This is a genomic window from Acinetobacter sp. TR11 (assembly GCF_027105035.1).
Taxonomy (GTDB): domain Bacteria; phylum Pseudomonadota; class Gammaproteobacteria; order Pseudomonadales; family Moraxellaceae; genus Acinetobacter.
On sequence record NZ_CP114256.1, the window covers coordinates 972,205 to 998,073 of the forward strand.

The window sequence follows — 25,869 nt, forward strand, 5'->3', positions numbered from 1 at the left end:
ATGATGATTGTTAGACATGCAGCGCATCGGGACTTAGATGATATTTATCGTTTAGCGCAAAGAGCAGGAGAGTCGGGCATTGGCTTGACCTCCCTACCAGAAAACAAAGAAATTTTAGCTGAACGTATTACACGTACGACTCACACTTTAGCGGGTTTAACCGAAAAGTGTGAGGCAAGTTATTTGTTTGTTTTAGAAGATACCAGTATTCACAAAATTGTGGGTGTGAGTGCGATTGAAGTTGCAGTTGGTTTAAAAGAACCATTTTACAACTTCCGTGTAGCAAAACAGGTGCATGCCTCTAAAGCCTTAAATGTGTATAAGACTTTAGATACTCTTTTTTTAAGTAATGATCATACTGGTTGCAGTGAACTCTGCACTTTGTTCCTTGATCCTGAATACCGCAAAAACCAAAATGGTAAATTTTTATCAAAAGTACGTTTTCTGTTTATTGCTGCCTTCCGTTCTTTTTTTGAAGAAAGATTGATTGCTGAAATGCGTGGTTTCTCGGATCAAAATGGACAATCACCATTTTGGGATTCGCTCGGTTATCTATTTTTCAATATGGATTTTGCAGCTGCGGATTATTTAAGTGGTGTAGGACAAAAAGCGTTTATTGCAGAACTCATGCCGAGATTTCCAGTCTACGTTGATTTGTTGACCTCAGAAGCGCGTGCTGTGATTGCTGAAGTACATCCACATACATTGCCTGCGGCAAAAGTGTTGATGTCAGAAGGGCTTAAATATCAAGGTTATGTGGATATTTTTGATGCAGGGCCAACACTGGAAGCCAATATCGCTGAACTACGTGCAGTCAAAGAGAGTCGTTTGCTCAACGTTAAAATCACTGAGCAAGTTGAAACGACAGAAACTCATTTTTTGGTTGCGAATGACCAATACCAAGATTATTGCGTGTTGTTGATCAATAACAAAATCACTGAAAGTGACACTTTGCAGATGACAGCAGCACAAGCACAAGCACTGAATATTGCTGAACACGATCAAGTACGTGTTTTAGCATTAGAAAAAATGGAGAAGAACTAATGTCACAAGGTGCATTATTAATTAATGGTGCTTGGATCCAAGGACAAGGAACCGCATTCAGTAAAACCAACCCGGTTAACAATCAGCAAATTTGGGCAGGTCATGAAGCCAGCCAAGCTGATGTTGAGCAGGCATGTCTTGCTGCTCGTCAGGCATTTCCTGCTTGGGCACGTATGCCTTTAGAAGATCGTATCGCAATTATTGAACGTTTTGCGAGTCTACTTGAGCAGAATAAAAATGAATTGGCTCAAGTGATTAGCCAAGAAACCAGTAAACCACTTTGGGAAACATTGACCGAAGTGCAATCGATGGTTGGCAAAGTCGCGATTTCAATTCGTGCTTATGATCAACGTACGGGTTTCAGTGAAACTAGAATGCCAGATGGTATTGCTTCACTACGTCATCGTCCACATGGTGTTTTGGCTGTATTTGGTCCATATAACTTCCCAGGCCATTTGCCAAATGGTCATATTGTTCCTGCATTGATTGCAGGTAATACCGTAGTGTTTAAACCAAGTGAACTCACCCCTTGGACTGCGGAAGAAACGGCAAAGTTATGGCAGCAAGCAGGTTTGCCGAATGGCGTATTGAATATCGTACAAGGTGGGCGTAGTACAGGTGAGGCACTTGCTGCGGCTGAACAAATTGATGGTTTGTTGTTCACAGGTAGTGCGAATACAGGTTATCACTTGCATAAGCAAATGGCGGGCACACCTGAAAAAATCCTTGCTTTGGAAATGGGTGGCAATAATGCCCTCATTATTGATGAAGCAAGCAATATTGATGCGGTCGTGAATTTAGCTATTCAATCCGCTTTTGTTTCGGCAGGACAACGTTGTACTTGTGCACGCCGAATCATTGTCAAGCAGGGTGCAAATGGTGATGCTTTTATTCAACGTTTTGTGGAAGTCGCGAAAAATCTAGTTGTTGGTGAGTGGAATGCTGAACCACAACCATTTATGGGTGGTGTGATTTCTTCTCGTGCTGCTGAACAAATGTTAGTAGCACAAACTAAACTGATTGCTTTAGGCGCAAAACCATTATTAGAAATGACACGTCCACAAGCAGACAGTTCATTGTTGACCGCAGGTATTTTAGATTTAACACAGGTCGATGGTATTCCTGATGATGAATACTTCGGTCCATTGACGACGATTTATCGCTACAACACTTTTGATGAAGCATTAAGCATCGCCAATAACACTCGATTTGGTTTGGCGGTTGGTTTGGTTTCACCTGACCGTGATTTATTTGATCGTGTGTTAGTTGAAGCACGTGCGGGTATTGTGAATTGGAATAAACCATTGACTGGTGCTTCAAGTGCAGCACCATTTGGTGGAGTAGGCGCTTCTGGTAATCACCGAGCGAGTGCCTTTTATGCAGCAGATTATAGTGCTTGGCCAATGGCATCATTGGAAAGTGATAACGTGACGCTTCCTGCAAAATTATCACCGGGCATTGTGCTCTAAGACGGATCGCATCGGGACACATGGAGAATAAAATGTCTGGTTATGAAATCAATTTCGATGGTTTAGTTGGTCCTACGCATCATTATGCGGGCTTATCATTTGGTAATGTGGCTTCAACTAAAAACCGTAATAACGCATCAAATCCTAAGCTTGCTGCAAAACAAGGCTTGAAAAAAATGAAAGCCCTTGCAGACTTAGGGCTTAAACAAGGCGTGTTTGCACCACAAGAGCGTCCGCATGTGCCAACATTGCGTCGTTTAGGCTTTACAGGTAGTGATATTGATGTAATTGCTCAAGCCATGCGTACTGCACCTGCTTTGCTATCATCATTGAGTTCAGCTTCATCGATGTGGACCGCGAACTCGTGTACGGTATCGCCATCGGCTGACAGTGCTGACGGGCGAATGCATTTTACTGCTGCAAACCTAAATAATAAGTTCCATCGATCAATTGAGCATCATACAACGACTCGTATTCTTCAAGCGATGTTCAAGAATGATGTCTATTTCGCGCATCACGAAGCATTGCCAGAAGCTGCTTTATTTGGCGATGAAGGTGCAGCCAATCATAATCGTCTAGGCGGTGCTTATGATCAGGCTGGCGTGCAAGTTTTTGTTTACGGTCAACAACAACTTGGTGGTACGGTTGCACCACAAAAATTCCCTGCACGTCAAACGCGTGAGGCGAGTGAAGCGATTGCGCGTTTACATCGTTTAGATGCAAAGCGTACTGTATTTATTCAGCAAAATCCTGACGTGATTGATCAAGGCGTATTTCATAATGATGTGATCGCCGTGAGTAACCAACAGGTGTTGTTCCATCACCAACATGCTTTTTTAAATCAAGCTGCAGCCTTAGATGAAATTCGTCACAAGATGGCCGAAATTGAACAAGAGTTTGTTTCGATTGAAGTGCCTGAAAGTCGAGTGAAGGTTGAAGATGCTGTTTCAACTTATTTATTCAATAGTCAAATCTTAACCCGTGCTGATGGTGGCATGAGCATCGTTGTACCAGAAGAATCTCGTCAGAACTCAGCCGTTTGGAGTTACTTAAATGACATGATTCAAATGGGAACACCAATTGACGACATTAAAGTATTTGATCTGCGTGAAAGTATGCGGAATGGCGGCGGACCTGCATGTTTAAGACTTCGTGTTGCTGTAAACGAAGCTGAGTTGAATGCAGTCAATCCAAACTTGTTCATGAATGATGCTTTGTTCAAAACACTGAATCAGTGGGTGGATCAGCATTATCGTGATGAGTTAACGCAGGATGATTTGGCTGATCCAAGTTTATTGATTGAGAGCCGTACTGCGCTAGATGAACTCACTAAGATTTTAAATTTAGGCTCGGTTTATCACTTCCAAAGATAAAACAGCAAATAACAGCTTTTAAGGATGAAAGTACATGGTTGATCTACTCGCATTGACTTTAGCGCAACAGGAACCTGAGCAAATGCAGGGTGAAACAGTTGAGTTTACATGGCAATGGCTAGGTGAAGGGTTACTGCAATGTACACCTAAAACAGCGTATAGAAAAACCATGGTGCTTTCTGCTGGAATTCATGGTAATGAAACAGCACCGATTGAATTATTGTCTCGCATCATTAGTGACCTATTTGCTGAGCATTTAAAATTAGCGGTGCGTGTACTCTTTGTTTTAGGTAATCCTAAGGCAATTCGACAAGGTGTTCGTTATCTCGAAAATGATATGAACCGAATGTTTTGTGGTGCATATCAGCAGTTAGCACAAGATGATGAAACGCATCGAGCAGCACAATTAGAACAGTTTACTTCAGAGTTTTTTGAGCAAAGTCAGTTTGAAGCACAGCGCTATCATTATGATATGCACACTGCAATTCGTGCATCATTACTGCCTGTATTTGCATTATTTCCCTATCAAACACAGCCCTATGATGACTTCCTGATTCAAAGTTTGAATGCTGCGGATTTGGATGCTTTGGTGTATCACAATGCGGTTGGAAAAACCTTTACTCATTTTACTGCTGAACGATGTCAAGCGGCGAGTAGTACCTTGGAGTTAGGCAAAGCAAAGCCGTTTGGTCAAAATGATTTAGCTGAATTTGCGAGTACGGATCAGGTTTTACGTGCGGTACTTTCAGAGCAGGCTTTGCCATGTAGACAAAAGCCAAGTATTCGCCAATTTAAGGTGGTGGACTCCGTTCTAAGGCAGAGTGACGATTTCCAATTGCAATTAAGTGCTGATGCACCTAATTTTTCGACCTTTCAGAAAGGTGAGGTGATTGCAACTCAGCAAGCAGGCAATTATGTCGTCGATAATCAACAAGTTTGGATTTTATTTCCAAATCCAAATGTGAAGATGGGCTTGAGAGCTGGACTGGTTTTAAAGGAAATTGGGTAGCATACACTACATCGACTTTTAAAAAATGGATGTGATACGGAATAGGCGTAAATGGAGTTTGAATATGGATGTTCAGTAGAAAACAAAAGATCGGAAAAAATATCCATTGGATATTCATTTTTATGAAGTGGAAAGCAAGGACAGGTTGTCATAAAAAGATAGTTGGAGTGATCGTGTATGATTAACAATATGGAAGTGGGTAAGCCGCTAAAACGTGCCATGACGAAACGTCATTTGGTGATGATTTCATTAGGTGGTGCAATTGGAACGGGCTTATTTTTAGGCTCAGGTGATGTGATTTCACAGGCAGGTCCCATTGGTGCGATTCTCTCTTACCTGCTTGGTGGTATCATTGCCTACATGGTGATGCTGTGTTTAGGTGAGTTGGCAGTACAGATGCCAGTTTCGGGTTCATTTGGTGAATATGCCAGAACCTATATTGGACCAGGCACGGGCTATATGATCACATGGTTGTATTGGTTGACGTGGACTGCAACATTAGGTACTGAATTCACAGCTGCAGCTTTACTCATGCAGGAGTGGTTTCCTTCCATATCCATGTGGACATGGACCTTATTATTTGCAGCACTGGTCTTTACGCTGAATGTGAGTTCCACTCGGTTATTTGCTGAGTCGGAATTTTGGCTATCTTTGGTTAAAGTTCTCACCATTATCTGTTTTATTGCATTGGGCCTAGCCGCTATTTTTGGCTTGATCTCCTATCATGGTCATGAGTCAGCACCGCTGTTTAGTAAATTGACCGAGCATGGTTGGTTCCCAAATGGTATTTACCCAATTTTTGCCACAATGCTGATCGTTAATTTTGCATTCTCTGGTACAGAACTGATTGGGGTTGCCGCAGGGGAAGCTGAAGAACCTGCGAAAACGGTACCGAAAGCAATTAATGCTGCAATTTGGCGTTTATTGATTTTCTTTGTTGGTACGATTGTGGTGATTTGTGCATTACTGCCTTATGAAATGGCAGGACTCAATGCAGAAGGCGTAAGTAATAGTCCATTTGTAACGGTATTTAATTACATCGGCATTCCATATGCAGAAGATATTATTCGTTTTGTGATTATTACTGCACTTTTATCGGCTGCTAACTCAGGCTTATTTGCTGCTTCTCGAATGATGTGGTCATTGTCAGCGCAGAATCAACTTCCTAAAGTGTTTGCTAAATTGACACGTTCAGGTACGCCAATTATTGCCATTATTGTCACCATGTTTGGTGCAATTCCTGGTTTATTATCTGAACAATTTGCGCCTGAAACCATTTTCAAAAATTTACTAGGTGTTGCTGCTTTTACCATGGTTGTGGTTTGGATCTCAATTTGTGTGAGCCAATTTAACTTCCGTAGACAATGGATCAAATCAGGTAAAACTGTCAAAGACCTTAAATTTGCTGCACCATTGTTCCCACTCACACCAATTCTAGGTGGAGTATTCTGTGTCATTACTTGTATTAGTATGGTGGCAGACCCTTCAATGCAAGTAGGTTTTGTCTGCTGTGTTTTATTTATGATTGCCTGCTATGTAAGCTACTATATGTTTTATAAAAACAAAGCTTAACTGTACAATTTAATATTTCATAAAAGACGAATCCTTACTCAGAATCTTTGAGTTGAGATTCGTCTTTTTTACTTTAGGAAATGATCATTTGGCTGTTTATAAAATATAAAAAACTTCAAATAGAGATGACAAAAAAAGAGCAAGTGCCGTAGTACTTGCTCTTTTCATTTGATTTAGGATATTTACTTATAGGTAAAATCGCTACTCATATTTTAGAAGAATCCAGCAGGTTTGGTTGAATAACTCACCAATAAATTTTTGGTTTGTTGATAGTGATCTAACATCATTCTGTGGTTTTCACGACCAACGCCTGATTTTTTATAACCACCAAATGCAGCATGGGCAGGATAGATGTGGTAACAGTTTGTCCAAACACGGCCTGCTTCAACTGCTCGACCAGCGCGGTATGAAGTATGTGCAGAACGAGCCCAAACCCCAGCACCTAAACCATAGATGGTGTCGTTTGCGATTTTGATGGCTTCATCAAAATCTTTGAAAGTTGTTACAGATAGAACTGGTCCAAAAATTTCTTCTTGGAAGATCTGCATCGCGTTGTGTCCTTTGAAGACAGTTGGTTCGATATAGAAACCTTCACCTACTTCTTGTCTAGCACCACCACCCGTAAGAAGTTCAGCACCTTCTTCTCGACCCGTGTTAATACAACGTAGGATTTTTTCCTGTTGTTCTTGTGAAGCTTGCGCACCAACCATTGTTTCAGTATCAAGTGGATGTCCAACTTTGATACGTTTCACACGCTCAATGGCTTTTTCTAAGAACTTATCCGCAATACTTTCTTGAACCAATGCACGAGATGGACAGGTACAAACTTCGCCTTGATTAAGTGCGAACATTGCAAAGCCTTCAAGTGCTTTATCAAGAAAATCATCCTCTTGATCCATAACATCTTCAAAGAAGATATTTGGAGATTTTCCACCGAGTTCTAAAGTCACTGGAATAATGTTTTCAGTGGCATATTGCATGATTAACTGCCCAACTTGGGTTGAACCTGTAAATGCAATTTTGGCAATACGAGGACTAGTGGCAAGTGGACGACCTACTTCGGCACCATAGCCATTCACAACGTTTAATACACCAGCAGGTAAAATATCTTGGATTAACTCTAAAACGAGTAGAATGCCTACAGGTGTTTGTTCTGCTGGTTTTAAGACAACACAGTTACCTGCGGCAAGTGCTGGAGCAAGCTTCCATGCTGCCATAAGGATTGGAAAGTTCCACGGAATAATTTGACCAACAACGCCTAAAGGCTCGTGGAAATGGTAAGCAATCGTATCTTCATCTATTTCTGAAATGCCACCTTCTTGTGCGCGAATACAGCCTGCAAAATAGCGGAAGTGGTCAATTGCCAATGGAATATCGGCAGCAAGTGTTTCTCGAACAGGTTTACCATTATCCCAAGTTTCTGCAACTGCAAGATATTCTAGATTCTGTTCTAGTCTATCTGCGATTTTAAGTAAAATATTTGAACGTACGGTTGGTGAACTTTTGTTCCACTCAGCTTTTGCTTTGTGTGCTGCATCTAATGCGAGTTCGATATCTTCAGCTGACGAACGCGGTATTTTTGTAAATACTTTGCCATCGACAGGAGAGACATTATCGAAGTATTCTCCTTTTATAGGTGCTATCCATTGACCGCCAATAAAGTTCTCATATTGAGCTTTGAATTGAACCTTTGAATCAGGTTGATTAGGATCGACATAACGCATATATATATTCCTTTGCTTATAATTGATCTGTTAAGCATCTACAGCTTTGGTATAAGGTACTTTTGTACGCTATTTGATTAGGATATAACTGGGAAGGTTGGAGAAAGGTTGGAAACCGTGGTCATTAGTAAGGGATACACAAATGTTTACAAAACGAGACCTATTACAACAACGAACATCAATTGATCAACTTAAGCGACACAATAGTTTGTCGCCGCAAGGTGCTGAAATGTTAGGACAAAGTATTGCCAGTTCTTGGCAACGCTCAGCATCTTCTGCTATTCCAAAGGAGCGCTTGGCAGCTCCTTTATTGGCACAACATAAGAAAGCAAAAACGACTTTAGATTTAGCATTAGAGGCTTGTTCAAATGATCTCAGTCATATTGCGGCACAGTCATCTATGGTCATCGCCGTTGGAGATGTTGGGAGTACAATTATTTGGACCGCATCGAGCACGCAGATGCAAAGCGCCGCTGAAAAGGTACATTTTATTGCAGGCGGTCAATGGGCAGAAGAAGAGGTTGGGACGAATGCCTTAGCGCTGTCTTTAAAGACTCAACAATCTAGTTGTGTGTTTTCAAATGAGCATTATATGGAGTCTGTACATGACTGGGTTTGTTATGCTGCACCAGTGATTGACCCATATTCCAAACAAGTGTTAGGTGTCGTGGATTTATCTACAACTTGGAAAAATCACAATACGCTCGGTGTATTGGCTGTTGAGCGTTGTGCATCTATTATTCAAACTGCTCTGATTGAACAGCAACGTCAGCGTTTATATATTCGCGCTTTCACTTCACCGCAGGTCATGTTTAATAATAAATCTTTAGTTCTAACACCACGCCAGATCGAAATATTGGCAATCTTGGCACTTTGTCCAAATGGCTTGAATCTGGAAAACTTGCATCAAGCTTTATATGGCGAACGTAAGGTGAGTGTTGGAACTTTGAAAGCTGAAATGTCGCAATTACGTGATATTTTAGGCGGAATGTTGGGTTCACGACCTTATCGTTTACTGGCAAATGTAGAGGCTGATTTCTTATATGTCGAGCAGGCACTCGATTCAGGTTACATTGCATCAGCACTACAATTGTATAAGGGTATTTTCCTATCAAAAACAGAAAGTCCTTTCCTGTGCGCATGGCGAGATTGTCTTGAATCACGTCTCAGTGATATGATTTTTAAAACCAAAGAAATTGATGTATTGCTAAAACATGTTGCTCATTTTCCTGAAGCAATTGACGCCGTTGAACGCTTAATTGAGTTGTTACCCTTAGACCATCCTGCACATCAATCTTTAAATAAATTTAGAGATATATCCTAGGGATAGTTTTTTAATTCCATATGTTTTCATGATTGATGTCATTGGAAAAGCTTGTAACCTGTTATGCGGCATGAAAATATCATGAGTCAACTTTTATGCTGATAACGTAATAACTGGCAAAATGTCAGTACTTTTTATGCTTAATTTTTTATTTGAAATAACGGTATAAAGCATACGCTATCTTTTCATTTCTATGCTGAATATTAAGAAAAAAATAGCGAGAATGATTGGTGCAGTCTCGCTATTTTTACAGTGAATATGAACTACACTTAGTTTTCTAATGTGTTTTTATAGATTTTTCCATCTTTCATAATGATCTTGAAATTGGTTTCTGGATCAGCCACTAAATTGATATTATCCAATGGATTACCCTCTACCAAGATGAGATCTGCATACGCACCTTCAGATATCTCACCAAGTTTTCCATCCTGATAAGGATTTCTTTTGCCGCTTAAATAGAGCAGTTGAGCATTATCGTAGGTTGCCATTTTTAACACTTGGTATGGTGAGAACCATCTTGTCATTTTAGCCAGTTGTTTGCCTTGTTTTGCTGCTAAAGATGGGTCAAACAAGCAATCTGTACCCCAAGCCAATTTCACATGATATTTTTTTGCTAAATTATACGCATTATCTGTCCCTTGGGTCATTTCTAGCTGTTTTTTTCGATTGGCAGAGCCTTCAGGAAAAGGGATTGCTTCTTCATCATCTAGAAAAGGTTGTAGGCTCCACCAAACGCCTTTTTCTGCCATTAATTTTGCTGTTTTATCATCGAGTAATTGACCATGTTCGATAGATTTTACCCCTGCATCAATTGCCGTTTTCACTGCATGGGGAGTGTAAGCATGCACTGTTACATAAGTTCCCCAATTAGCTGCTGCATCGACAGCGGCTTTAAACTCTACTTCAGTATACTGAGATACATCGAGTGGGTCATAGTTGGAAGCAACGCCTCCACCTGCCATGAGTTTGAGCTGGGTTGCACCTTGTCGTAGTTGCTCTCTAGAACGAATTAAGACTTGATCTGCGCCATCTGCAATCGCTGCCATACCATTCCGTTCTTGATAAGACAGTTCTCCAATTTTGCGAGGAACATCGGTTGGGAAACCAAAATCACCATGACCTCCCGTTTGGGAAATAAAAGCACCACTTGCGAAGACTCTTGGCCCATTGACTAAATTGTTATCTATCGCTTTTGCCAAAGAAAGCGCACCGCCGCCCAAATCACGAACAGTCGTGAAACCTCTTAATAATTGTTTCTCGGCTGATTTTGCTGCGAATAAATTGATAAATGCAAAATCAGAGAGTAATGCTTGTTGTTGAGGAATACTGTCGAACATCAGGTGTGCATGGTTATCAATTAAGCCAGGGATTAAGTATTTGCCTTTGGCATCTATGATTTTGGTCAGTCCACTGCGATTTGTGATGATGGCATCAGCGCTAATTTTTTTGATTAAATTACCTTCGATGAGTACATTGCCCTTTATAATTTTATTATCTTTACCATTAAATATATTAACGTTATTTAATAACACCACCGTTTTGGCGTCTTGTGCAAAAGTAGTACTGCTACTCATCAGGGCAAGAAACATGAGTGCAGCGATTTTTTTTAGGTCATTGAATTTATCAAAAATTACTATTCTATTCATTTGATTCTACTGTTTTTAATGATTAGTGATATCACCTTAGCATACTGCTTGTTGTGAATAAATAGTGTGCAGATAATTGATATTGTTGGAGTCAAATCATTTAATTATGAGGCTCTAAAAGTATGGCTAAGCGTTATTAGATAGCAATTATAGTACTTACATTTGAGTGTTTGCGTTTAGAGCACAAGTATTTTTCTAAATGTGTATTTTTCAATAGCATCAAGACCTATTTCAAAACTAGACATTCTCATATTCAGTCTAGCGAGTGAAACTAAAGGCAGTGAATTTTTGCTTATGTATGCAGCATTTTTACGTATTGGATTAAACGTTTGAGAGCGATGAGATTAAGTTTGCAAGTCAACTAAACTTTGTGAATAAAAGCGATGTAAATATCTAATGGTTAAAATATTGGTGGGGCTGGTTAAAAAAAAGGGAATACCTTTTCAGGGATATTCCCAAAATCAAGTAAGCCGACGGTCGGAGAGATTCGGCTTACTTTTCGGGGAAAGCTTGAATAATTACAATGCTGCTTTAAAAATTTCAACAACTTGAGCGTGTGTTGCTTTACGAGGGTTGGTCAGCATACATGCATCTTTTTGAGCATTCTCTGCCATAATTGCAAGGTCTTCAGTTTTCACACCAAGTTCAGTTAAACCAGATGGAATGCTGATAGATGATGAAAGTTCACGAATCGCATTAATTGCTGCATATGCTGCTTCAGTCTCGGTGAGTCCATCTGTGTTGACACCCATAAGCACCGCAATTTTTGCATAACGGTCTTGGCAAGCAATTAAATTGAATTCACAAACATGAGGCAGGAGTACAGCATTACATACGCCATGCGGTAGGTTGTAGAATCCGCCTAATTGATGAGCCATGGCATGGACATAACCTAGAGATGCGTTATTGAATGCCATACCTGCAAGGTATTGTGCATAGCTCATCGCATCCCGTGCTTCAATATTTTCACCATTTGCGACAGCTGGGCGTAACCATTGACTAATCATGGTAATCGCTTTTTCTGCACAGGCATCAGTGATAGGATTTGCTGCAGTTGATACATAAGCTTCAACAGCATGTGTAAGTGCATCCATTCCCGTTGCAGCGGTTAAACCAGCAGGTTTAGCCACCATCAGTTTAGGGTCATCAATTGCGATGAGCGGAGTACAACGCCAGTCTACAATTGCCATTTTCACATGCGTATCTGTATTGGTAATAATACAGAAACGAGTCATTTCTGATGCAGTACCCGCAGTGGTATTAATCGCAATAAGTGGGGTCATTGGTACTGTACTTTTATCAATACCTTCATAGTCACGGATATGACCACCACCTGCTGTAACAAGCCCAATCCCTTTTGCACAATCGTGTGAGGAACCACCACCTAAAGAGACAATAAAATCACAGCTATTGTCGTTATAGGCTTCTACACCATTATGTACATTGATGTCAGTGGGGTTGGGTTCCGCGCCTGGAAAAATGTGGCTGTCAACGCCTGCATCTTTTAAAAATTGTGCGATTGTGTCTGCGACACCAAATTTAAATAAGCCTTGATCAGTTACGATCAGTGCTTTTTTTGCACCAAGATTCTGTGCTTTCGCACCGATTTCTTTTGCACAGCCTGGTCCAAAGAGAGATACACAAGGGATGTAAAAACCGTTAGTTTGATCTGCAATATTTTTAAAAGCCATGGAGCGATTCCTTCTTCCATATTCCATTGTTTGTTATTCAGTGATCTCATCACTGTAGGCTCAGTATGCAAGGCTTAAAATTTTTTCCTACCTACCAAAAACCTACCAAGAAATGTCCCAGACTGTTTAAATGAAATAATATAAATTTTTATCTCAGCGCAATCGATGCATATTAGAAAATTAAATATCTGTATTTTTACTGAATATTGATGTTTTTAAATAATTGTTTTTTAATGTAATAAAGAGTAAATCTCACATTTTATTCACGGTTTTATCTCTATAAATTGTTTAGTTAATTTTGATAAAATCAAGAGGATAAAATGAAAGCTAAAACTTTATTGGGCATGACAATATTGTCTGCTGCAATGACTGCTGTTGTAATACCAATGCAAGCAAATGCTGAAAAACCCTCTGCTGTCGATAAAATTGATGTGAATCAATATGCTGGAAAATGGTACGAGATCGCTCATTTGCCAATGTATTTTCAACGACACTGTCTAAGTGATACGACTGCTGTGTATACACTTAATTCTGATAAAACCATTGGGGTTTTAAATAGCTGTAGAACTAAAACAGGGCAAATGGATAGTTCACAAGGTGTGGCTTATCCTGCTAATAGTGGGAATAGTAAATTGAAAGTTAGTTTCTTACCTAAAGGTTTACGTTGGCTGCCATTTACGAAAGGCGATTATTGGGTTTTACGCGTAGATCCTGAATATAAAGTTGCATTGGTAGGTGGGCCATCGACGAAATATTTATGGCTTCTTTCTAAGACACCAACAATTGATGACGCTACTTATAATTCATACCTTGAAACAGCTAAACAACAAGGTTACGACTTATCTAAGCTCATCAAAACTCCTCATCGGACACCATAAGTTCTTAAAATTTAATCAGGTATCTCAGTTGGATACCTGATTTTTACTATTAATTTTAGCTTGTGATTTACATTTTTTAGAGCAATATTGAACTTCATTCCAACATCGTTCCCATTTTTTACGCCAAGAAAATGTGAGGTGGCAATTTAGACAAACTTTCTCGGGTAAATGTATTTTTTTATGCATTTTTAGAGTTCTTCGATTTGATTTTGAAGATGGGAGGCACGTTTTAAAATACGATTTTGTTCAGATAATTCTAATTTATCCCATTGCTTATACATCATTGTCATCCGCGGATTTGAACTAAAAAAGACTCGATTTCGATGTAGAAAGTCCCAATATAAACTGTTGAATGGGCAACTATCATGATCAGTTTTGGTTTTTACATTGTAATGGCAGTGTTGACAGTAATTAGACATTTTATGAATGTAATTACCTGATGCTGCATAAGGTTTACTTGCAACAAGACCAGCATCTGCAAATAAAACCATTCCATGAGTATTTGGAAGTTGTACCCATTCAAATGCATCAGCATAGACACTCAAATACCATTCATTGACTTGCTTGGGTGAGATGCCATTCAATAATGTGAAATTACCAATCACCATCAAACGTTGAATATGGTGAGCATAAGCATTTTCCAAAGAGTTTCTTAAACATTCATGCATACATTGCATTTTTGTTTCAGCAGTCCAAAAATAGCTGGGCAAGTCTCTTTTAGCATTTAATTTATTGAGATCACGATAATTCGGCATGCACAGCCAATAAACGCCGCGAATAAATTCACGCCAACCTAGTATTTGTCGAATAAAACCCTCAGCAGCGTTCAACGGAATTTGGTTATTGTAATAAGCTGATTCAGCAGCATCACAAACTTCTTTGGGTGACAGTAATCCACAGTTTAGGTAGGGAGAAAGGAGGCTATGGAACATATAATCTTGTTGGTTGACCATAGCATCTTGATATTGACCAAAATGGACTAATTGATATTGGATAAAATGGTCAAGGGCTTGAAGAGCCTGTTGACGTGTAGTTGCCCAGTTGAAATGATCAATTTGACCAATATGATCTTGAAACTCTGCTTTAACTAAAGCGATCACATCTAAATCAATCTGGTCACGAGTAAAATATAAAGCAGGAGAGATAGTGGGCGTTCCATTCCACTTTTGACGATTATCACTATCAAAATTCCATTTTCCTCCAATTGGTTTATCCGCTTGCATCAAATAGCCTGTTTGCTGTCTTAACTTTCGGTAGAAAAACTCCATCCGTAGGACTTTGGTAGTTGAACTCCATTGTTTAAAAGCTTGAATCGAAGAGAAAAAACGATCGTCTATAAGGATTTGTACGGGAATGTTGAGCTCTTTTTCCCAACTATTTTCGATTTGATATTGTAAGCGGTATTCTCCACATTCGGTTATGACTAAACCTTTTGCATCTTGTTTATCTAATTGAGATTTAAGAAATTGAAGAAAATTGTTTGTTATTTTTGAACGGTCAAAAACTTGATAACGAACAGTCCATCCTTGTTGTTTAAGATGTTTGGCGAAATGCCGCATTGCACTAAAAATGAGTGCAATTTTCTGAGGATGATGTTTTACGTAGGTGGTTTCTTCAACCAGTTCTGCCATTAAAATCACATCTTCATGCTTATCAAGTCGTTTTAATGTAGCGATTTCTTCAGAAAGTTGATCACCTAAAATTAAACCATAGCGCATAAGCTTTCACGCTTAAAAATTTGAATATAGTTTTTCGGTTGTAAAGTTCTTGTGAATACTGCAATTCTTTTAATTGTATTGGATTGAGAGCTTTTAAATTAAGCAATATGGGCATTTAAATCAACAGCTAAACTTGAATATAGACTATGAAATATTCTCAGTGAAATAAACAGGTGACATCAAACGTGCATCTAATTTTTGACCGCAACAATTACAGCTCAGCGTTGGTTGAATGACATTGCCACAGCTTTTGTGTAAGTAGCGAAGTTCTGGGAACTGTTTATCTTCATTCTGCCATAAATTTCCCCAAACACTCATCGAGACAATGATGGGATAAAGTGCTAACCCTTTTTCTGTCAGTTTGTATTCATAGCGTTTGGGAGCTTCGTGGTAAAGCACTTTTTCAAAAATCTTGTTTTCAACCAAGCGGTTAATACGCTCAGTAAGCAAGTGTCGCGTGATACCCAACTGTTTTTGGAAGTCATCAAAACGTCGTGTTGCCATAAAAGCATTACGAATAATTAACAAGGTCCAACGATCACCAAAAATGGATAATGTCCTTGCAATTGGACAGTTCATTTCGCCGAGTTCATGCCATTTCATTGCTTACACCATCGGTTTGTCTTTAGAGGAAGCAAGCTGTCATTTTAGGACAACTTTAGCCACCATCACATCTACTTTATTGACAAGCTATTTTAGCATAGTTATTTTGTTCGCATAAGTTCCTTTTTGGAACTTACTATTTTAAGATGAATTCTTGAGGTGAGTTATGTCTATGTCAGTGTTGAAAGAAAAATCAAAGCAAAAAACACCTGCATCATTCCCAGTACGTCGTATGGATTATGAGTTTCAGGATATGCCCAAGTATTGGTGTAATAATGAGCCAGCGTTTACCCATTATTTCACGGGTTTGTCTACATTGTTTCCAGAAGGAGAGTCTTATTTTGTGCGATCAGTTCGTGCCTTACGAGATCGAATTAAAAATAATGAACAGTTAGATCGTGATATTGGTGCATTTATTGGTCAGGAAGCCATGCATTCCAAAGAACATCATGCATTTCATCGAAGTGCGCAGCAGTATGGTTTAGATCCTGAATCATTAGAAAAAACCACAGGGATTATTCTGAAAGCGATTGAGCGAACCTTTCCCAAAAAATGGAATTTATTGGTTACCGTAGGTTTGGAGCATTACACCGCCGTTCTTGTGGTGGAAATGATGAAAGATGTGAATGAACTCATGACCGATGAAACCATCCGTAATTTATGGTTATGGCACAGCGTTGAGGAAACAGAACATAAAGCAGTTGCCTATGATATGTATGAATATTTATATGGCAAAGGATTGGCTGCTTATATTCCGCGAGTTGCTATTTTTACCTTTAGTTTAGCCATGATTACCGTCATGTCGACGGCATATCAAGTCGTGCTTTTGAAGCGTGATCAACAATTATTAAACTTAAAATCATGGCGTAAATTTGCACAACATGGCAGAGAAAAATATAAAGTTTTCATTCCTAAATTTTTAGATTATTACCGTTTTAATTTTCATCCCAATGACAGCGATGAGTCTGAAATCGTCGCAAAAACCAAAGTAAAAATTGGATTATCCCAAGTCGAAAATCATTTACCTGTTTAAGTTCGAGGAATAAACCATGCAATCACAAGCATCAAAAGCAAGTTGGGCGATGATTCCTCGACAAGTGAAATTTGAATGGAATGATTCGCCCTTACATTGGATTCCACAAGATCCATTAGCCAGTCATGGTGTTAATCATTTTAGTTTTACCTTGGTTCGTGGCGAGTATTTTTTCTGCCGCATGTTCAATAAAGCATTGCCATTGATTGAAGATGAAAAACTAAGAGAAGATACGAAAATTTTTATCCGACAAGAAGCTATTCATTCTCAAGCACATAAAAGCTCAATTGACGCATATTTAGTTCGTTATGGCGTTGATGTAGAGCAGCAATATAAACGTGTCGTCAATCTATTTGATCATGTTTTAGCTGACAAACCTTTAGGGTTTAAGTTACCGAAATCATGGCAAAGACCTTGGCTGAATGCACGTGTTGGGCTTGTGGCTGCTGCAGAACATTTTACCTCTGCAATTGGTGAATATGTTTTGACTCGTTCCGATTGGGAAGCTCGTGGGGGTGATCCTGTGGTCAGTGATTTATTCACTTGGCATAGCGCCGAAGAAGTTGAACATCGCACGGTGGCTTACGATGTTTATCAGCACATTTCTGGAAATTATCTATTGCGTATTGCGGTGATGGCAGTGACAGCACCTATTTTTACTTACCTGATGGCAGCGGGTACGGTTCAGCTTGCGCAAGATGATCCATTGATTCCGAAGCAGCAAAAAAGCTTATGGCGACCTGCGTTTTGGAAGGCTTGGCATCGTTCGGATTTAAATGGTTATATGCCCGGTCCTGTATGGTTTTTTACCACCAGTTTACGGTTCTTTAAACCCAATTATCATCCGTTCTACGAAGCTTCAACCGAGCTTGCGCAAAGCTATTTGGCTCAATCTGCGGGTGTACTTGCTCATCAGCAAAAAGCAGAGACTTTGACACAGGTGCAGTCATGAATCATTTTGAAAAAACCAAGCATTATGTGCTTTCAGGCAATATCTGTTTAGCTGCTTATCATTGGGGGCGTTTAGATGCGGATCGAGAAACAATCGTATTGGTACATGGTTATCCTGACGCTGCTGATGTCTGGCAGTTGGTTGCCGAACGTTTAGCCGTTGATTTCAATGTGGTTGCTTATGATGTAAGAGGCACAGGATTATCTGATATTCCTGAAACCACGCAAGGCTATGCTTTTGATTATTTAGTACAAGACTTATCCCAAGTCATTCAAGCAATGAGTCCAGATCAAGCTGTTCATTTAGTTGGTCATGATTGGGGCGCTTTACAAGCTTGGGAAGCCGTATTAGGGGATCGTTTAAAGCCTCAAATTGCGTCTTATACCGCATTAGCACCGAGTGCGGATCATGTGGGTTGGTGGTTTCAGCGTCAATTGGCTCGACGAAATTTTCAAGGCTATTTAAATGTCGCTAAGCGCATAACCGCATCTGGTTATATGGCGATGTTTCAGATGCCGATATTGCCAGAACTGACGTGGCATTTAGGTTTAGATAAGTTGTGGTCAACGCTTGTGGGTTATTTAGAAAATACCACGGTCGAAGCAAGCCCAACACAACTGAGAAATGCAAAGAGCGGTTTGGGGCTATATCGTCAGAATTTAGTAAAACCACTTTTAAATCCTTCACGTCGTCGTACCACCATTCCTGTGCAGATGTTGTTGATGAATCAAGATCCGTTTGTACCCTTATCGTTGAGTCAAGGGATGCAGGAGTGGGTTGAGGATATTCGCTATGCCGAAGTGAGCGCAGGGCATTGGGGAATTCTAAGTCAACCACAGCCGATTGCAGAAAAGATTCAGCAATTTGTGCAATCCATTTCACAGCGTAGATCAAAGCAAATTGCTTAAACACTTTATTTCACATAGAAAATGAGATCAAACAGATGAAAACTCCAAATCAAATGACGGGTTTAGAAATCATGCAGGCATTTCAACAAGGTTTAGTGCCGCCACCAGGAATTGCTAAAACAATGGGTATGGAGGGTGTTGCTGAAGTTGAATATGGGCGGATTGTATTTATTGCGATTGCAGATGAACGGCATACCAATCCTTTAGGGGGCGTACATGGTGGTTTTGCTGCAACAGTATTGGATTCGGTGACGGGTTGTGCAACGCATACTGTGCTAGCAGCAGGTGAGGGTTATGGTACGACGGATTTAGCCATCAAAATGTGCCGTCCAATGCCATTTAATAAAAAACTCATTGCTGAAGGAAAAGTGATTAATGTTGGACGCAATTTGGTGATTTCTGAAGGTTATCTGCGTGATGAGGAAGGAAAATTATATGCCCATGCCACAGCAACCAATATGGTGATCCGTACTTAATCAATGTATTAGGCAGTATGTAGGTTCTGAATCGAAACTAAAATAAATTGTTGGAGATGAAAGATGCAAACCAATTTTTACGCTCGTCATTTCAATAAAGTAATGACTTTAATGGGATTGGGTTTTATTTCTTTTTTTGGTATTGCTTTATTCGCCATACTATTTGGTTGGACTGATCATTTATTAAAAAATGAGGTCGGAAGACTGATTTTACGTTTAATTCGATGGGGCGGTGTAGAACCACATGCTGAACACTATGAAGCCATGATCTCGATTATTTATGTTGTTTGGGGATGGTTTCTGCTCAAGATTGCCAAGTTTCCTGAGAAAAATATCGCATTCTTGGATTTTACCGCAATCGCAAATATAGGTCATTTCGGATTAATGACAGCAATGGCATTGGTCATGCCGAATGAAAAAATACATCTATTGGGCGATTTGCTTTTAGGTTGGAGCATATTGGTGTTATTTATCGTATTTTGGCTTCCGACTCGCCGAAGTATTTTGCAAGAAACACAATAATTGACAGGAAAAAAGAATGAAAAATTCAGTTGTTTTACATCAGTGGGAAATTTCACCGTTCTGCCAAAAAGTTGCTCGAATGTTGAAGTTCAAAGGCATTGCCTATGAAACCGTCAATTATAATGGGGTTCTAGGTGCGAAAGTGCCGATGTTGAGCAAAGTCGGTAAAGTACCTGTATTGGATATTAATGGTCAACGGATTCAAGACAGTACGCGTATCGCTCGTTATTTGGATGAGACTTATCCTGAATTACCTCGTTTATATCCAGTAGATCCTTTGCAAAAAGCCTATGTTGAACTTTGGGAAGATTGGGCGGATGAGCTGCTATATTTCTATGAAATTCATTTCCGCGTGAGTGATGCTGACGCGCTTAATCATGCTGTGGCAATGAGTGCTGAAGGTCGTCCAAAGCATGAAGTTATTTTGATGAAACCGTTACTAAGAACCTATCCAGAATATTTTCTATGCAAAAGTAGCCTTAAAAAGGCTAAATTAATGAACTGAAGGCTCGTATTTAGGTGCTTTTCACAGTTTTTCCAAAGCCTTCTACATTTTTCTAACCAAGCAAATGATCTTTCCACAACCCAGCGTTGTGGTATGACTGCAAATTTATGTAATTCACTTCGTTTAGCAACTTCAACTCGCGCTCTGATTAAATCATTAACAGCCAAAGAAAAGGGTTCGCCTGTATAACCACCATCAACAAGTACAACCTCTACATTTTGTAAGGTGTCTCTATGTAAAGTTATGGCATCTAATGCACCTTGACGATCTGTTTTATCTGCTGTCGTAATAAATATTCCATGAGGCAGACCTTGAGTATCAACAATGATATGTCTTTTAATCCCTGAAACTCTTTTACCAGCGTCATAGCCTTTATTACGTGCGGTATCTGTGTTTTTTACACTTTGTGAATCAATGATGATAAAGCTCGTTTGTTCTTTCCGTCCATTGTTGATACGGGCCTCGCCAACCACATTTTTTTAAAGCCTGCTCAAGTATGCTAGGTTCAGTTTCTGATGGTTTTCTATTCCAAATCGAGAAGTAATAATGCACAGTGCTTTTAGGTGGAAAGTCTCGAGGAAGCATACTCCATTGACATCCACTTTTTAGAATATAGAGCAAGGCGCAAAACACTTCATAGACATCAACGACTCTTGGACGCGTTTGTTTTCTTCCGCTCAATAGTAACGGTTCAATTTCTTTAAAGGCTTCTCGACTAATGTCGCTGGGATATGGTTTTCTCATGGGGGAGAATTTAACAAATTATTTTTCCAATTGCCAAAAAAGAATGAAATTAATATTGGATAGGTTCTAAAATCAGCGCTGAGTTTGCAACTAAAAATGCAAGGTACAGGACGTATGGCAAAAGCAGATATTGAAGCTGAGTTTATACGACATTTAGAACGCATCGAATTGGTTTTAAGCAATACAGGTTGGCTCGTTGGGGATGTGCAAACACTAGCTGATATTGCAGTTGGTTCACAGCTTTTGGAAATCGTGCGGACGAGTAAAGTATGGGGTGCAAAAATTAAGAGCTATTCACATATTGCACAATGGATTGTCCAATTATGAGTGTGCCAAGTAACAGCTTAAAGCTCACCAATCCGATACCATGTGCAGTGGTGATTGGTGTAGGCGCTCAGCAAGGCATTGGTGCGGCAGTGGCACGACGTTTCGCACAAGCAGGTTTAAAAGTCTATGTGGTCGGGCGTACTTTGCAAAAAGTTGAAGATGTCGCTGCTGAAATTCGATTACATGGTGGAACGGCAATCGCGAAATCTTTAGATGCGGAAGACCCTGTCCAAATTCAGATTTTGTTTGACTCGATCAATCATTCAGATGAACAGATTGCAGCAGTGATTCATAATGTCGGTGGTAATGTTCCTTCAATTTTCCTAAAAACGTCGCTTCAGTTTTTTACGCAAATGTGGCGTTCTACTTTTTTATCTGCCTATTGGGTATCGCAAAGTAGCCTAAAGATTTTTGAACAGCAACAAAAGGGCACGTTGATCTTTACTGGAGCAAGTGCCTCAATGCGAGGAAAACCATTTTTCGCAGCTTTTACCATGGGGAAGTCAGCATTAAGATCATATGCTTTAAATCTTGCACAATGCTATAAATCGCAAAATATTCATGTGGCGCATGTGGTGGTTGATGGCATGGTCGATGGTGATCGTGTCAATAAGGCTTTATTTGGCTTAGGGCGTTTGGCTCGGTTGACGCGTGGAACGGGTGGTTTAAATATCGAAGCAATTGCTGAAAATTATTGGATGCTGTTTCAACAAAGTAGTGATTTGTGGACACATGAATTGGATCTACGTCCGTATCAGGAGCGATTCTAAGATGAAGAAAATATTCACACGATTGTTTCAATCACATCTCAAGCAACAGTCTTGTATTGTTCTCTTCGGCGATGATATTCAAGCTTTGAGCCAAGTTTGTATCGAACAGCAGAAGCATAAAGCAATACATGTTTATCAGGTCTTACATGATACCAAGCAAAAATCGGTAAAGATTGAATCTCAAAATTCTGAATTGACGTTTGTCTCTTTGAACTTAATCAATCAGGCGGCTTTAAAAGATTTGATGCAGCATATTCGACGGCAAGCACATCAGATTGAACTATGTATATTTCAGCCTAGCTTTCATCCGTATCCTCAAAAAGAAACTGACTTCACTCAACAGATTGAACAACAGTGGCAAAATACGGGACTAAGTGCCGTCAGTGTTTCACAAATCATGATCAAGCAGATGCTTCGTCAGCAAGGTGGGACATTGATTTTTCTTGGAGGGCAACCGACGATGGCAGCACATATCGATCTTCTGAGTCAAAGCATGTTTGCAGGTGTTCGAGCATTATCACAATCGTTGGCGAGAGAGTTTCATCCGAAAGGGATTCATATTGCGTACTGTATGCTGCCTGATTGGGATAGCCAAAATAAGGCATTGATGACATCAGTTCAAAATCTTTGTTGGCATATTCATCAACAACCTGAGTCGACTTGGAGTCAGGAACTTAGTATTAATATTTAGTCCATGTTGCAGGTGATGATAAATGAAAAGCAGCCAGTTTCTATGTGAGTTACATTAATCATCTAATTTTTTTGGCATAGCTATTGCTTGATGCTGATTGAAAAATATCTATGTCCACACTCTAGAAATATATAGAAAGTATTTTTCGTCTGATTCGTTCCTGAAACATATTTCACGATATTTTTTGTGTTTTTGGAGTGAAATCTTTTGCTTATCGCTATATTTTTGAGAATATATCGTTAAGTATGAAGTATATTTCATCATTCAGGTCTCAATAAAATTAGAATCTTTAAAATGCGATCTTTGCAAAAGGGGAAAAGGCTTCATAATTTGGGTTGCACTAGATTGAGCTGTTTTTTTAATTTCTGTAGCAAACTGGTATGAACTCACATTAGGTGAAATGGAATTTCATCATGCTGTGAGATTTTATTTTGATTCATAACACCATTAAGAATAGCAAAGCCCTAATCTCTGTTATTTTTAGCATATTTTTATCTTTCGATATGTTTTTAAAAATATATCGATTTATGAGGAAAAGTGGCATGTCGATCAATATGAAAGTGATCCGTGTTTTATGTTCTATCTTTGGTTGTAGCGTATTTTCTAGTAGCAATGTTTTTGCGAATGAGTCTGTAACGGTCTATGCCGCAGCAAGTTTGACCAATGCGGTGAATGAATTAGATGCAATCTACGAACAAAAAAATAAAGTTAAAGTAAAGACTTCGTATGCGGGTTCTTCAATGCTAGCTAAGCAGATTGAAGCAGGTGCACCAGCTGATGTATTTATTTCGGCCGATGTGCAATGGATGGATTATTTACAGAATAAGCAGCTTGTTTCAGCAAGTGATCGCGTGAATTTACTGGGTAATCATCTAGTAGTGATTACCCCGAAAGACCGCCCAATTAAATTAAAAATGGATAAAAACGTTGATCCGAATAAAGTGATTCAAGGTAAACTCTGTACGGGCGATACCAAAAGTGTGCCCGTGGGTAAGTATGCAAAGCAAACGCTTACATCATTAGGATGGTGGGATAAACTTGAGCCACGTTTGGTGGAAACAGAAGATGTGCGAGCTGCTTTGAATTTTGTAGCGCGTGGTGAATGTCAGGTGGGTATTGTGTATGCAACCGATGCTGCAATTAGTAAAGATGTGGTCGTCGCAGGTATATTCCCTGAGAATACGCATTCACCGATTATTTATCCGTTGGGTCTCGTCAAGAAGAATGCTGAGTCGATGAAATTCTATAAATTTTTACAAAGTAGTCAGGCAAAGACAGTATTTAAAAAATATGGTTTTAGCGTAAGTAAGTAACTGAATCATCATGCTGACTCCTGAAGAACTCGATGTACTTAAGCTGTCATGTAAAGTGGCAGCAACCTGTCTTATCTTTAGTTTGATTCCTGCTATTTTGATTGCTTGGGTTTTGGCTCGAAAAGAGTTCTTGGGAAAATCTCTGTTTGAAACGGTGGTGTTTTTACCTTTGGTTTTACCTCCCGTCGTACCAGGCTATTTGCTGTTGCAGCTGTTTGGCAATCGAGGACTTTTGGGGCAATACCTTGCACCCTTGGGTCTAGAGTTTGCTTTTAATTGGAAAGGGGCTGTGTTGTCTTCTGCGGTGATGGGCTTTCCCTTATTGGTACAATCAATTCGACTCGCCATTGAACTGGTCGACCAGCGTTTAGAAATGACTGCAAAAACCTTAGGTGCATCTTCCTTCGGGGCATTTATGCAGGTGACATTACCTCTTGCCAGTAGTGGTATTTTGGTGGGGAGCATTTTATGTTTTTGCCGAAGTTTGGGTGAGTTTGGTGCAACCATTACCTTTGTAGGCAATATTGCCAGTGAAACACGGACATTGCCTTTAGCGATGTATAGTCTGATGCAGCAGCCTGATACTGAAGCAGCAGTATGGCGATTGATTATCTTGTCTTTGTCTGTGGCATTTTTTGCGTTGTGGTTTGCGCAATGGTTCAATCGTTATCAAAAAAATAAGCGTGGGCATTAACGATGATTGATTGTCATATCCAACTCAAACAAGGGCAATTTGATCTTGATCAACGCTTTCAGTCTGATCAGCCCGTGATTGGTTTATTTGGAGCTTCTGGTTCAGGCAAAACCACGATTTTACATAGCATTGCAGGTTTAGTTACGCCGCAAGCAGGTTGGATCAAAATCAAAAATCAAACATGGTTTAATCAGGCACAGAAAATTAATCTGACTACACAACAACGTCGTATTGGTCTTGTCTTTCAGGATGCGCAGTTATTTCCGCATAAAAACGTTAGGCAAAATCTATTGTTTGGATTTAAGCATATTCAACCGCAGCAACGTCAGTTTGAAGTGGATTATATTATTGAGTTACTCAAGTTAGAACATCTGATTGAGCGAATGCCCATCAAGCTATCTGGCGGGGAAAAACAGCGTGTCGCATTGGGACGAGCACTGCTGTATTCGCCACAATTGTTGTTATTAGATGAGCCACTTTCTGCATTGGATGCAGCACATAAAGCAGAAATTATTCCTTTTTTTCAAAGGGTCAAACAGGAATTAGGCATTCCGATGATATATGTCAGTCATGATAAATCTGAGATTGAGCAGCTCACTCATGAAATTTGGTATCTATAAATAGCGCTGTAATAAAGCCAGAAATTTCTGTACTTCCTCATCATTGACCTGATCAACATCTTTTAATACATGCTCTTTCAAGTGTAATTCCATCAGTTGATTCATTAAACCATTGACTGCGCCTTTGACCGCAGCAACTTGCTGTAATACGTCTATACATGAACTTTCAGGATTTAATAAGGACTTTTCTACTGCCGTCATTTGTCCTTGAATCCGTTTCACACGATTTAAAATTTTCTTGTCATGGTGTAGATGAGACATAC

The 25,869-nt window shown here is 39.6% G+C and carries 25 protein-coding genes and 2 pseudogenes; 19 read left to right on the top strand and 8 right to left on the bottom strand.

The window, feature by feature from the left end; genetic code table 11:
• From astA to O1450_RS04715, 5 genes are all read left to right on the top strand, one after another.
• Complete coding sequence (astA, locus tag O1450_RS04695; protein ID WP_269229878.1) at window positions 1-1,044, top strand: arginine N-succinyltransferase; 1,044 nt, start codon at window positions 1-3, stop codon at window positions 1,042-1,044.
• Window positions 1,044-2,513 (top strand): succinylglutamate-semialdehyde dehydrogenase, encoded by a 1,470-nt coding sequence (gene astD, locus O1450_RS04700; protein WP_269229879.1) that lies wholly within the window; start codon window positions 1,044-1,046, stop codon window positions 2,511-2,513. Before astA ends, astD begins: the two co-directional genes overlap by 1 nt.
• 32 nt (window positions 2,514-2,545) lie before the next feature.
• A complete protein-coding gene (gene astB, locus O1450_RS04705) occupies window positions 2,546-3,886 on the top strand; it encodes an N-succinylarginine dihydrolase (protein WP_269229880.1) in 1,341 nt (446 codons plus the stop codon).
• A gap of 34 nt (window positions 3,887-3,920) precedes the next feature.
• Window positions 3,921-4,895, top strand: a complete 975-nt coding sequence (gene astE / locus O1450_RS04710) for a succinylglutamate desuccinylase (protein ID WP_087546860.1) — start codon at window positions 3,921-3,923, stop codon at window positions 4,893-4,895.
• Between the two features lie 177 nt (window positions 4,896-5,072).
• Window positions 5,073-6,467 (top strand): amino acid permease, encoded by a 1,395-nt coding sequence (locus O1450_RS04715; protein ID WP_269229881.1) that lies wholly within the window; start codon window positions 5,073-5,075, stop codon window positions 6,465-6,467.
• A 212-nt stretch (window positions 6,468-6,679) separates the two neighbouring features.
• Here O1450_RS04715 and exaC read toward each other — a convergent pair whose 3' ends face one another.
• Window positions 6,680-8,191, bottom strand: a complete 1,512-nt coding sequence (exaC, locus tag O1450_RS04720; protein WP_269229882.1) for an acetaldehyde dehydrogenase ExaC — start codon at window positions 8,189-8,191, stop codon at window positions 6,680-6,682.
• Window positions 8,192-8,333: 142 nt separating this feature from the next.
• Between exaC and O1450_RS04725 the strand changes: the two genes are divergently transcribed.
• Window positions 8,334-9,515, top strand: a complete 1,182-nt coding sequence (locus O1450_RS04725; protein ID WP_269229883.1) for a transcriptional regulator — start codon at window positions 8,334-8,336, stop codon at window positions 9,513-9,515.
• Window positions 9,516-9,784: 269 nt separating this feature from the next.
• On the opposite strand, the gene O1450_RS04730 is transcribed toward O1450_RS04725, so the two are convergent.
• Both O1450_RS04730 and mdh read right to left on the bottom strand, forming a co-directional pair.
• On the bottom strand, window positions 9,785-11,161 hold the full coding sequence (locus tag O1450_RS04730; RefSeq protein WP_269229884.1) for a metal-dependent hydrolase family protein: 1,377 nt from the start codon (window positions 11,159-11,161) through the stop codon (window positions 9,785-9,787).
• Between the two features lie 518 nt (window positions 11,162-11,679).
• Window positions 11,680-12,852 (bottom strand): iron-dependent methanol dehydrogenase, encoded by a 1,173-nt coding sequence (gene mdh, locus O1450_RS04735; protein WP_241335222.1) that lies wholly within the window; start codon window positions 12,850-12,852, stop codon window positions 11,680-11,682.
• A gap of 344 nt (window positions 12,853-13,196) precedes the next feature.
• On the opposite strand from mdh, the gene O1450_RS04740 reads away from it, so the two are divergent.
• Window positions 13,197-13,730 (top strand): lipocalin family protein, encoded by a 534-nt coding sequence (locus tag O1450_RS04740; RefSeq protein ID WP_442865411.1) that lies wholly within the window; start codon window positions 13,197-13,199, stop codon window positions 13,728-13,730.
• Between the two features lie 24 nt (window positions 13,731-13,754).
• Here O1450_RS04740 and O1450_RS16540 read toward each other — a convergent pair whose 3' ends face one another.
• From O1450_RS16540 to O1450_RS04750, 3 genes are all read right to left on the bottom strand, one after another.
• Window positions 13,755-13,916: a DUF2256 domain-containing protein gene (locus tag O1450_RS16540; RefSeq protein WP_081399873.1), complete on the bottom strand. Its 162-nt coding sequence runs from the start codon at window positions 13,914-13,916 to the stop codon at window positions 13,755-13,757.
• Window positions 13,917-13,918: 2 nt separating this feature from the next.
• Window positions 13,919-15,448, bottom strand: a complete 1,530-nt coding sequence (locus O1450_RS04745) for a cryptochrome/photolyase family protein (RefSeq protein ID WP_269229886.1) — start codon at window positions 15,446-15,448, stop codon at window positions 13,919-13,921.
• Window positions 15,449-15,592: 144 nt separating this feature from the next.
• Window positions 15,593-16,051 (bottom strand): winged helix-turn-helix transcriptional regulator, encoded by a 459-nt coding sequence (locus tag O1450_RS04750; RefSeq protein WP_004661001.1) that lies wholly within the window; start codon window positions 16,049-16,051, stop codon window positions 15,593-15,595.
• A 166-nt stretch (window positions 16,052-16,217) separates the two neighbouring features.
• On the opposite strand from O1450_RS04750, the gene O1450_RS04755 reads away from it, so the two are divergent.
• From O1450_RS04755 to O1450_RS04780, 6 genes and pseudogenes are all read left to right on the top strand, one after another.
• Complete coding sequence (locus O1450_RS04755; protein WP_269229887.1) at window positions 16,218-17,084, top strand: metal-dependent hydrolase; 867 nt, start codon at window positions 16,218-16,220, stop codon at window positions 17,082-17,084.
• Window positions 17,085-17,100: 16 nt separating this feature from the next.
• Window positions 17,101-18,036, top strand: a complete 936-nt coding sequence (locus O1450_RS04760) for a metal-dependent hydrolase (RefSeq protein ID WP_269229888.1) — start codon at window positions 17,101-17,103, stop codon at window positions 18,034-18,036.
• Window positions 18,033-18,944: an alpha/beta fold hydrolase gene (locus tag O1450_RS04765; RefSeq protein WP_269229889.1), complete on the top strand. Its 912-nt coding sequence runs from the start codon at window positions 18,033-18,035 to the stop codon at window positions 18,942-18,944. The genes O1450_RS04760 and O1450_RS04765 overlap by 4 nt, the downstream gene beginning before the upstream one ends.
• 35 nt (window positions 18,945-18,979) lie before the next feature.
• Window positions 18,980-19,420 (top strand): PaaI family thioesterase, encoded by a 441-nt coding sequence (locus O1450_RS04770; protein ID WP_269229890.1) that lies wholly within the window; start codon window positions 18,980-18,982, stop codon window positions 19,418-19,420.
• 63 nt (window positions 19,421-19,483) lie between these two features.
• On the top strand, window positions 19,484-19,942 hold the full coding sequence (locus O1450_RS04775) for a DUF6632 domain-containing protein (RefSeq protein WP_241335226.1): 459 nt from the start codon (window positions 19,484-19,486) through the stop codon (window positions 19,940-19,942).
• 16 nt (window positions 19,943-19,958) lie between these two features.
• Window positions 19,959-20,387: pseudogene (locus tag O1450_RS04780) on the top strand (glutathione S-transferase family protein); the annotation flags it as partial.
• A gap of 2 nt (window positions 20,388-20,389) precedes the next feature.
• On the opposite strand, the gene O1450_RS04785 reads toward O1450_RS04780, so the two are convergent.
• A protein-coding gene (locus tag O1450_RS04785) for an IS5 family transposase (RefSeq protein WP_269228195.1) occupies window positions 20,390-21,191 on the bottom strand; the annotation gives its coding sequence in 2 pieces (ribosomal slippage) (window positions 20,390-20,926 and window positions 20,928-21,191; 801 coding nt in all).
• Window positions 21,192-21,254: 63 nt separating this feature from the next.
• Between O1450_RS04785 and O1450_RS04790 the strand changes: the two are divergent.
• The 6 genes and pseudogenes from O1450_RS04790 to O1450_RS04815 form a co-directional block, all read left to right on the top strand.
• Window positions 21,255-21,518: pseudogene (locus O1450_RS04790) on the top strand (glutathione S-transferase family protein); the annotation flags it as partial.
• Complete coding sequence (locus tag O1450_RS04795) at window positions 21,515-22,288, top strand: SDR family NAD(P)-dependent oxidoreductase (protein ID WP_269229891.1); 774 nt, start codon at window positions 21,515-21,517, stop codon at window positions 22,286-22,288. The pseudogene O1450_RS04790 and the gene O1450_RS04795, both read left to right, overlap by 4 nt.
• Window position 22,289: 1 nt before the next feature.
• A complete protein-coding gene (locus O1450_RS04800; RefSeq protein ID WP_269229892.1) occupies window positions 22,290-22,979 on the top strand; it encodes an SDR family NAD(P)-dependent oxidoreductase in 690 nt (229 codons plus the stop codon).
• Window positions 22,980-23,533: 554 nt separating this feature from the next.
• The gene (gene modA / locus O1450_RS04805) at window positions 23,534-24,292 is read left to right on the top strand and encodes a molybdate ABC transporter substrate-binding protein (RefSeq protein WP_269230417.1); all 759 of its coding nucleotides are present in this window, start codon (window positions 23,534-23,536) and stop codon (window positions 24,290-24,292) included.
• 10 nt (window positions 24,293-24,302) lie between these two features.
• Entirely contained in the window at window positions 24,303-24,986 is a 684-nt protein-coding gene (modB, locus tag O1450_RS04810) for a molybdate ABC transporter permease subunit (protein ID WP_269229893.1), read from the top strand.
• A gap of 2 nt (window positions 24,987-24,988) precedes the next feature.
• Window positions 24,989-25,606, top strand: coding sequence for an ATP-binding cassette domain-containing protein (locus O1450_RS04815; RefSeq protein ID WP_269229894.1), 618 nt, complete (start codon window positions 24,989-24,991; stop codon window positions 25,604-25,606).
• On the opposite strand, the gene O1450_RS04820 is transcribed toward O1450_RS04815, so the two are convergent.
• On the bottom strand, window positions 25,601-25,867 hold the full coding sequence (locus O1450_RS04820; RefSeq protein WP_241307428.1) for a metal/formaldehyde-sensitive transcriptional repressor: 267 nt from the start codon (window positions 25,865-25,867) through the stop codon (window positions 25,601-25,603). The two genes, O1450_RS04815 and O1450_RS04820, sit on opposite strands and share 6 nt — an antisense overlap.
• Between the last annotated feature and the right edge of the window lie 2 nt (window positions 25,868-25,869).

Coding starts and splice junctions, on each gene's coding strand:
- astA (WP_269229878.1), top strand. CDS start 1: ATGATGATTGTTAGACATGCAGCGCATCGGGACTTAGATGATATTTAT.
- astD (WP_269229879.1), top strand. CDS start 1,044: ATGTCACAAGGTGCATTATTAATTAATGGTGCTTGGATCCAAGGACAA.
- astB (WP_269229880.1), top strand. CDS start 2,546: ATGTCTGGTTATGAAATCAATTTCGATGGTTTAGTTGGTCCTACGCAT.
- astE (WP_087546860.1), top strand. CDS start 3,921: ATGGTTGATCTACTCGCATTGACTTTAGCGCAACAGGAACCTGAGCAA.
- O1450_RS04715 (WP_269229881.1), top strand. CDS start 5,073: ATGATTAACAATATGGAAGTGGGTAAGCCGCTAAAACGTGCCATGACG.
- exaC (WP_269229882.1), bottom strand. CDS start 8,191: ATGCGTTATGTCGATCCTAATCAACCTGATTCAAAGGTTCAATTCAAA.
- O1450_RS04725 (WP_269229883.1), top strand. CDS start 8,334: ATGTTTACAAAACGAGACCTATTACAACAACGAACATCAATTGATCAA.
- O1450_RS04730 (WP_269229884.1), bottom strand. CDS start 11,161: ATGAATAGAATAGTAATTTTTGATAAATTCAATGACCTAAAAAAAATC.
- mdh (WP_241335222.1), bottom strand. CDS start 12,852: ATGGCTTTTAAAAATATTGCAGATCAAACTAACGGTTTTTACATCCCT.
- O1450_RS04740 (WP_442865411.1), top strand. CDS start 13,197: ATGACAATATTGTCTGCTGCAATGACTGCTGTTGTAATACCAATGCAA.
- O1450_RS16540 (WP_081399873.1), bottom strand. CDS start 13,916: ATGCATAAAAAAATACATTTACCCGAGAAAGTTTGTCTAAATTGCCAC.
- O1450_RS04745 (WP_269229886.1), bottom strand. CDS start 15,448: ATGCGCTATGGTTTAATTTTAGGTGATCAACTTTCTGAAGAAATCGCT.
- O1450_RS04750 (WP_004661001.1), bottom strand. CDS start 16,051: ATGAAATGGCATGAACTCGGCGAAATGAACTGTCCAATTGCAAGGACA.
- O1450_RS04755 (WP_269229887.1), top strand. CDS start 16,218: ATGTCTATGTCAGTGTTGAAAGAAAAATCAAAGCAAAAAACACCTGCA.
- O1450_RS04760 (WP_269229888.1), top strand. CDS start 17,101: ATGCAATCACAAGCATCAAAAGCAAGTTGGGCGATGATTCCTCGACAA.
- O1450_RS04765 (WP_269229889.1), top strand. CDS start 18,033: ATGAATCATTTTGAAAAAACCAAGCATTATGTGCTTTCAGGCAATATC.
- O1450_RS04770 (WP_269229890.1), top strand. CDS start 18,980: ATGAAAACTCCAAATCAAATGACGGGTTTAGAAATCATGCAGGCATTT.
- O1450_RS04775 (WP_241335226.1), top strand. CDS start 19,484: ATGCAAACCAATTTTTACGCTCGTCATTTCAATAAAGTAATGACTTTA.
- O1450_RS04795 (WP_269229891.1), top strand. CDS start 21,515: ATGAGTGTGCCAAGTAACAGCTTAAAGCTCACCAATCCGATACCATGT.
- O1450_RS04800 (WP_269229892.1), top strand. CDS start 22,290: ATGAAGAAAATATTCACACGATTGTTTCAATCACATCTCAAGCAACAG.
- modA (WP_269230417.1), top strand. CDS start 23,534: ATGAAAGTGATCCGTGTTTTATGTTCTATCTTTGGTTGTAGCGTATTT.
- modB (WP_269229893.1), top strand. CDS start 24,303: ATGCTGACTCCTGAAGAACTCGATGTACTTAAGCTGTCATGTAAAGTG.
- O1450_RS04815 (WP_269229894.1), top strand. CDS start 24,989: ATGATTGATTGTCATATCCAACTCAAACAAGGGCAATTTGATCTTGAT.
- O1450_RS04820 (WP_241307428.1), bottom strand. CDS start 25,867: ATGTCTCATCTACACCATGACAAGAAAATTTTAAATCGTGTGAAACGG.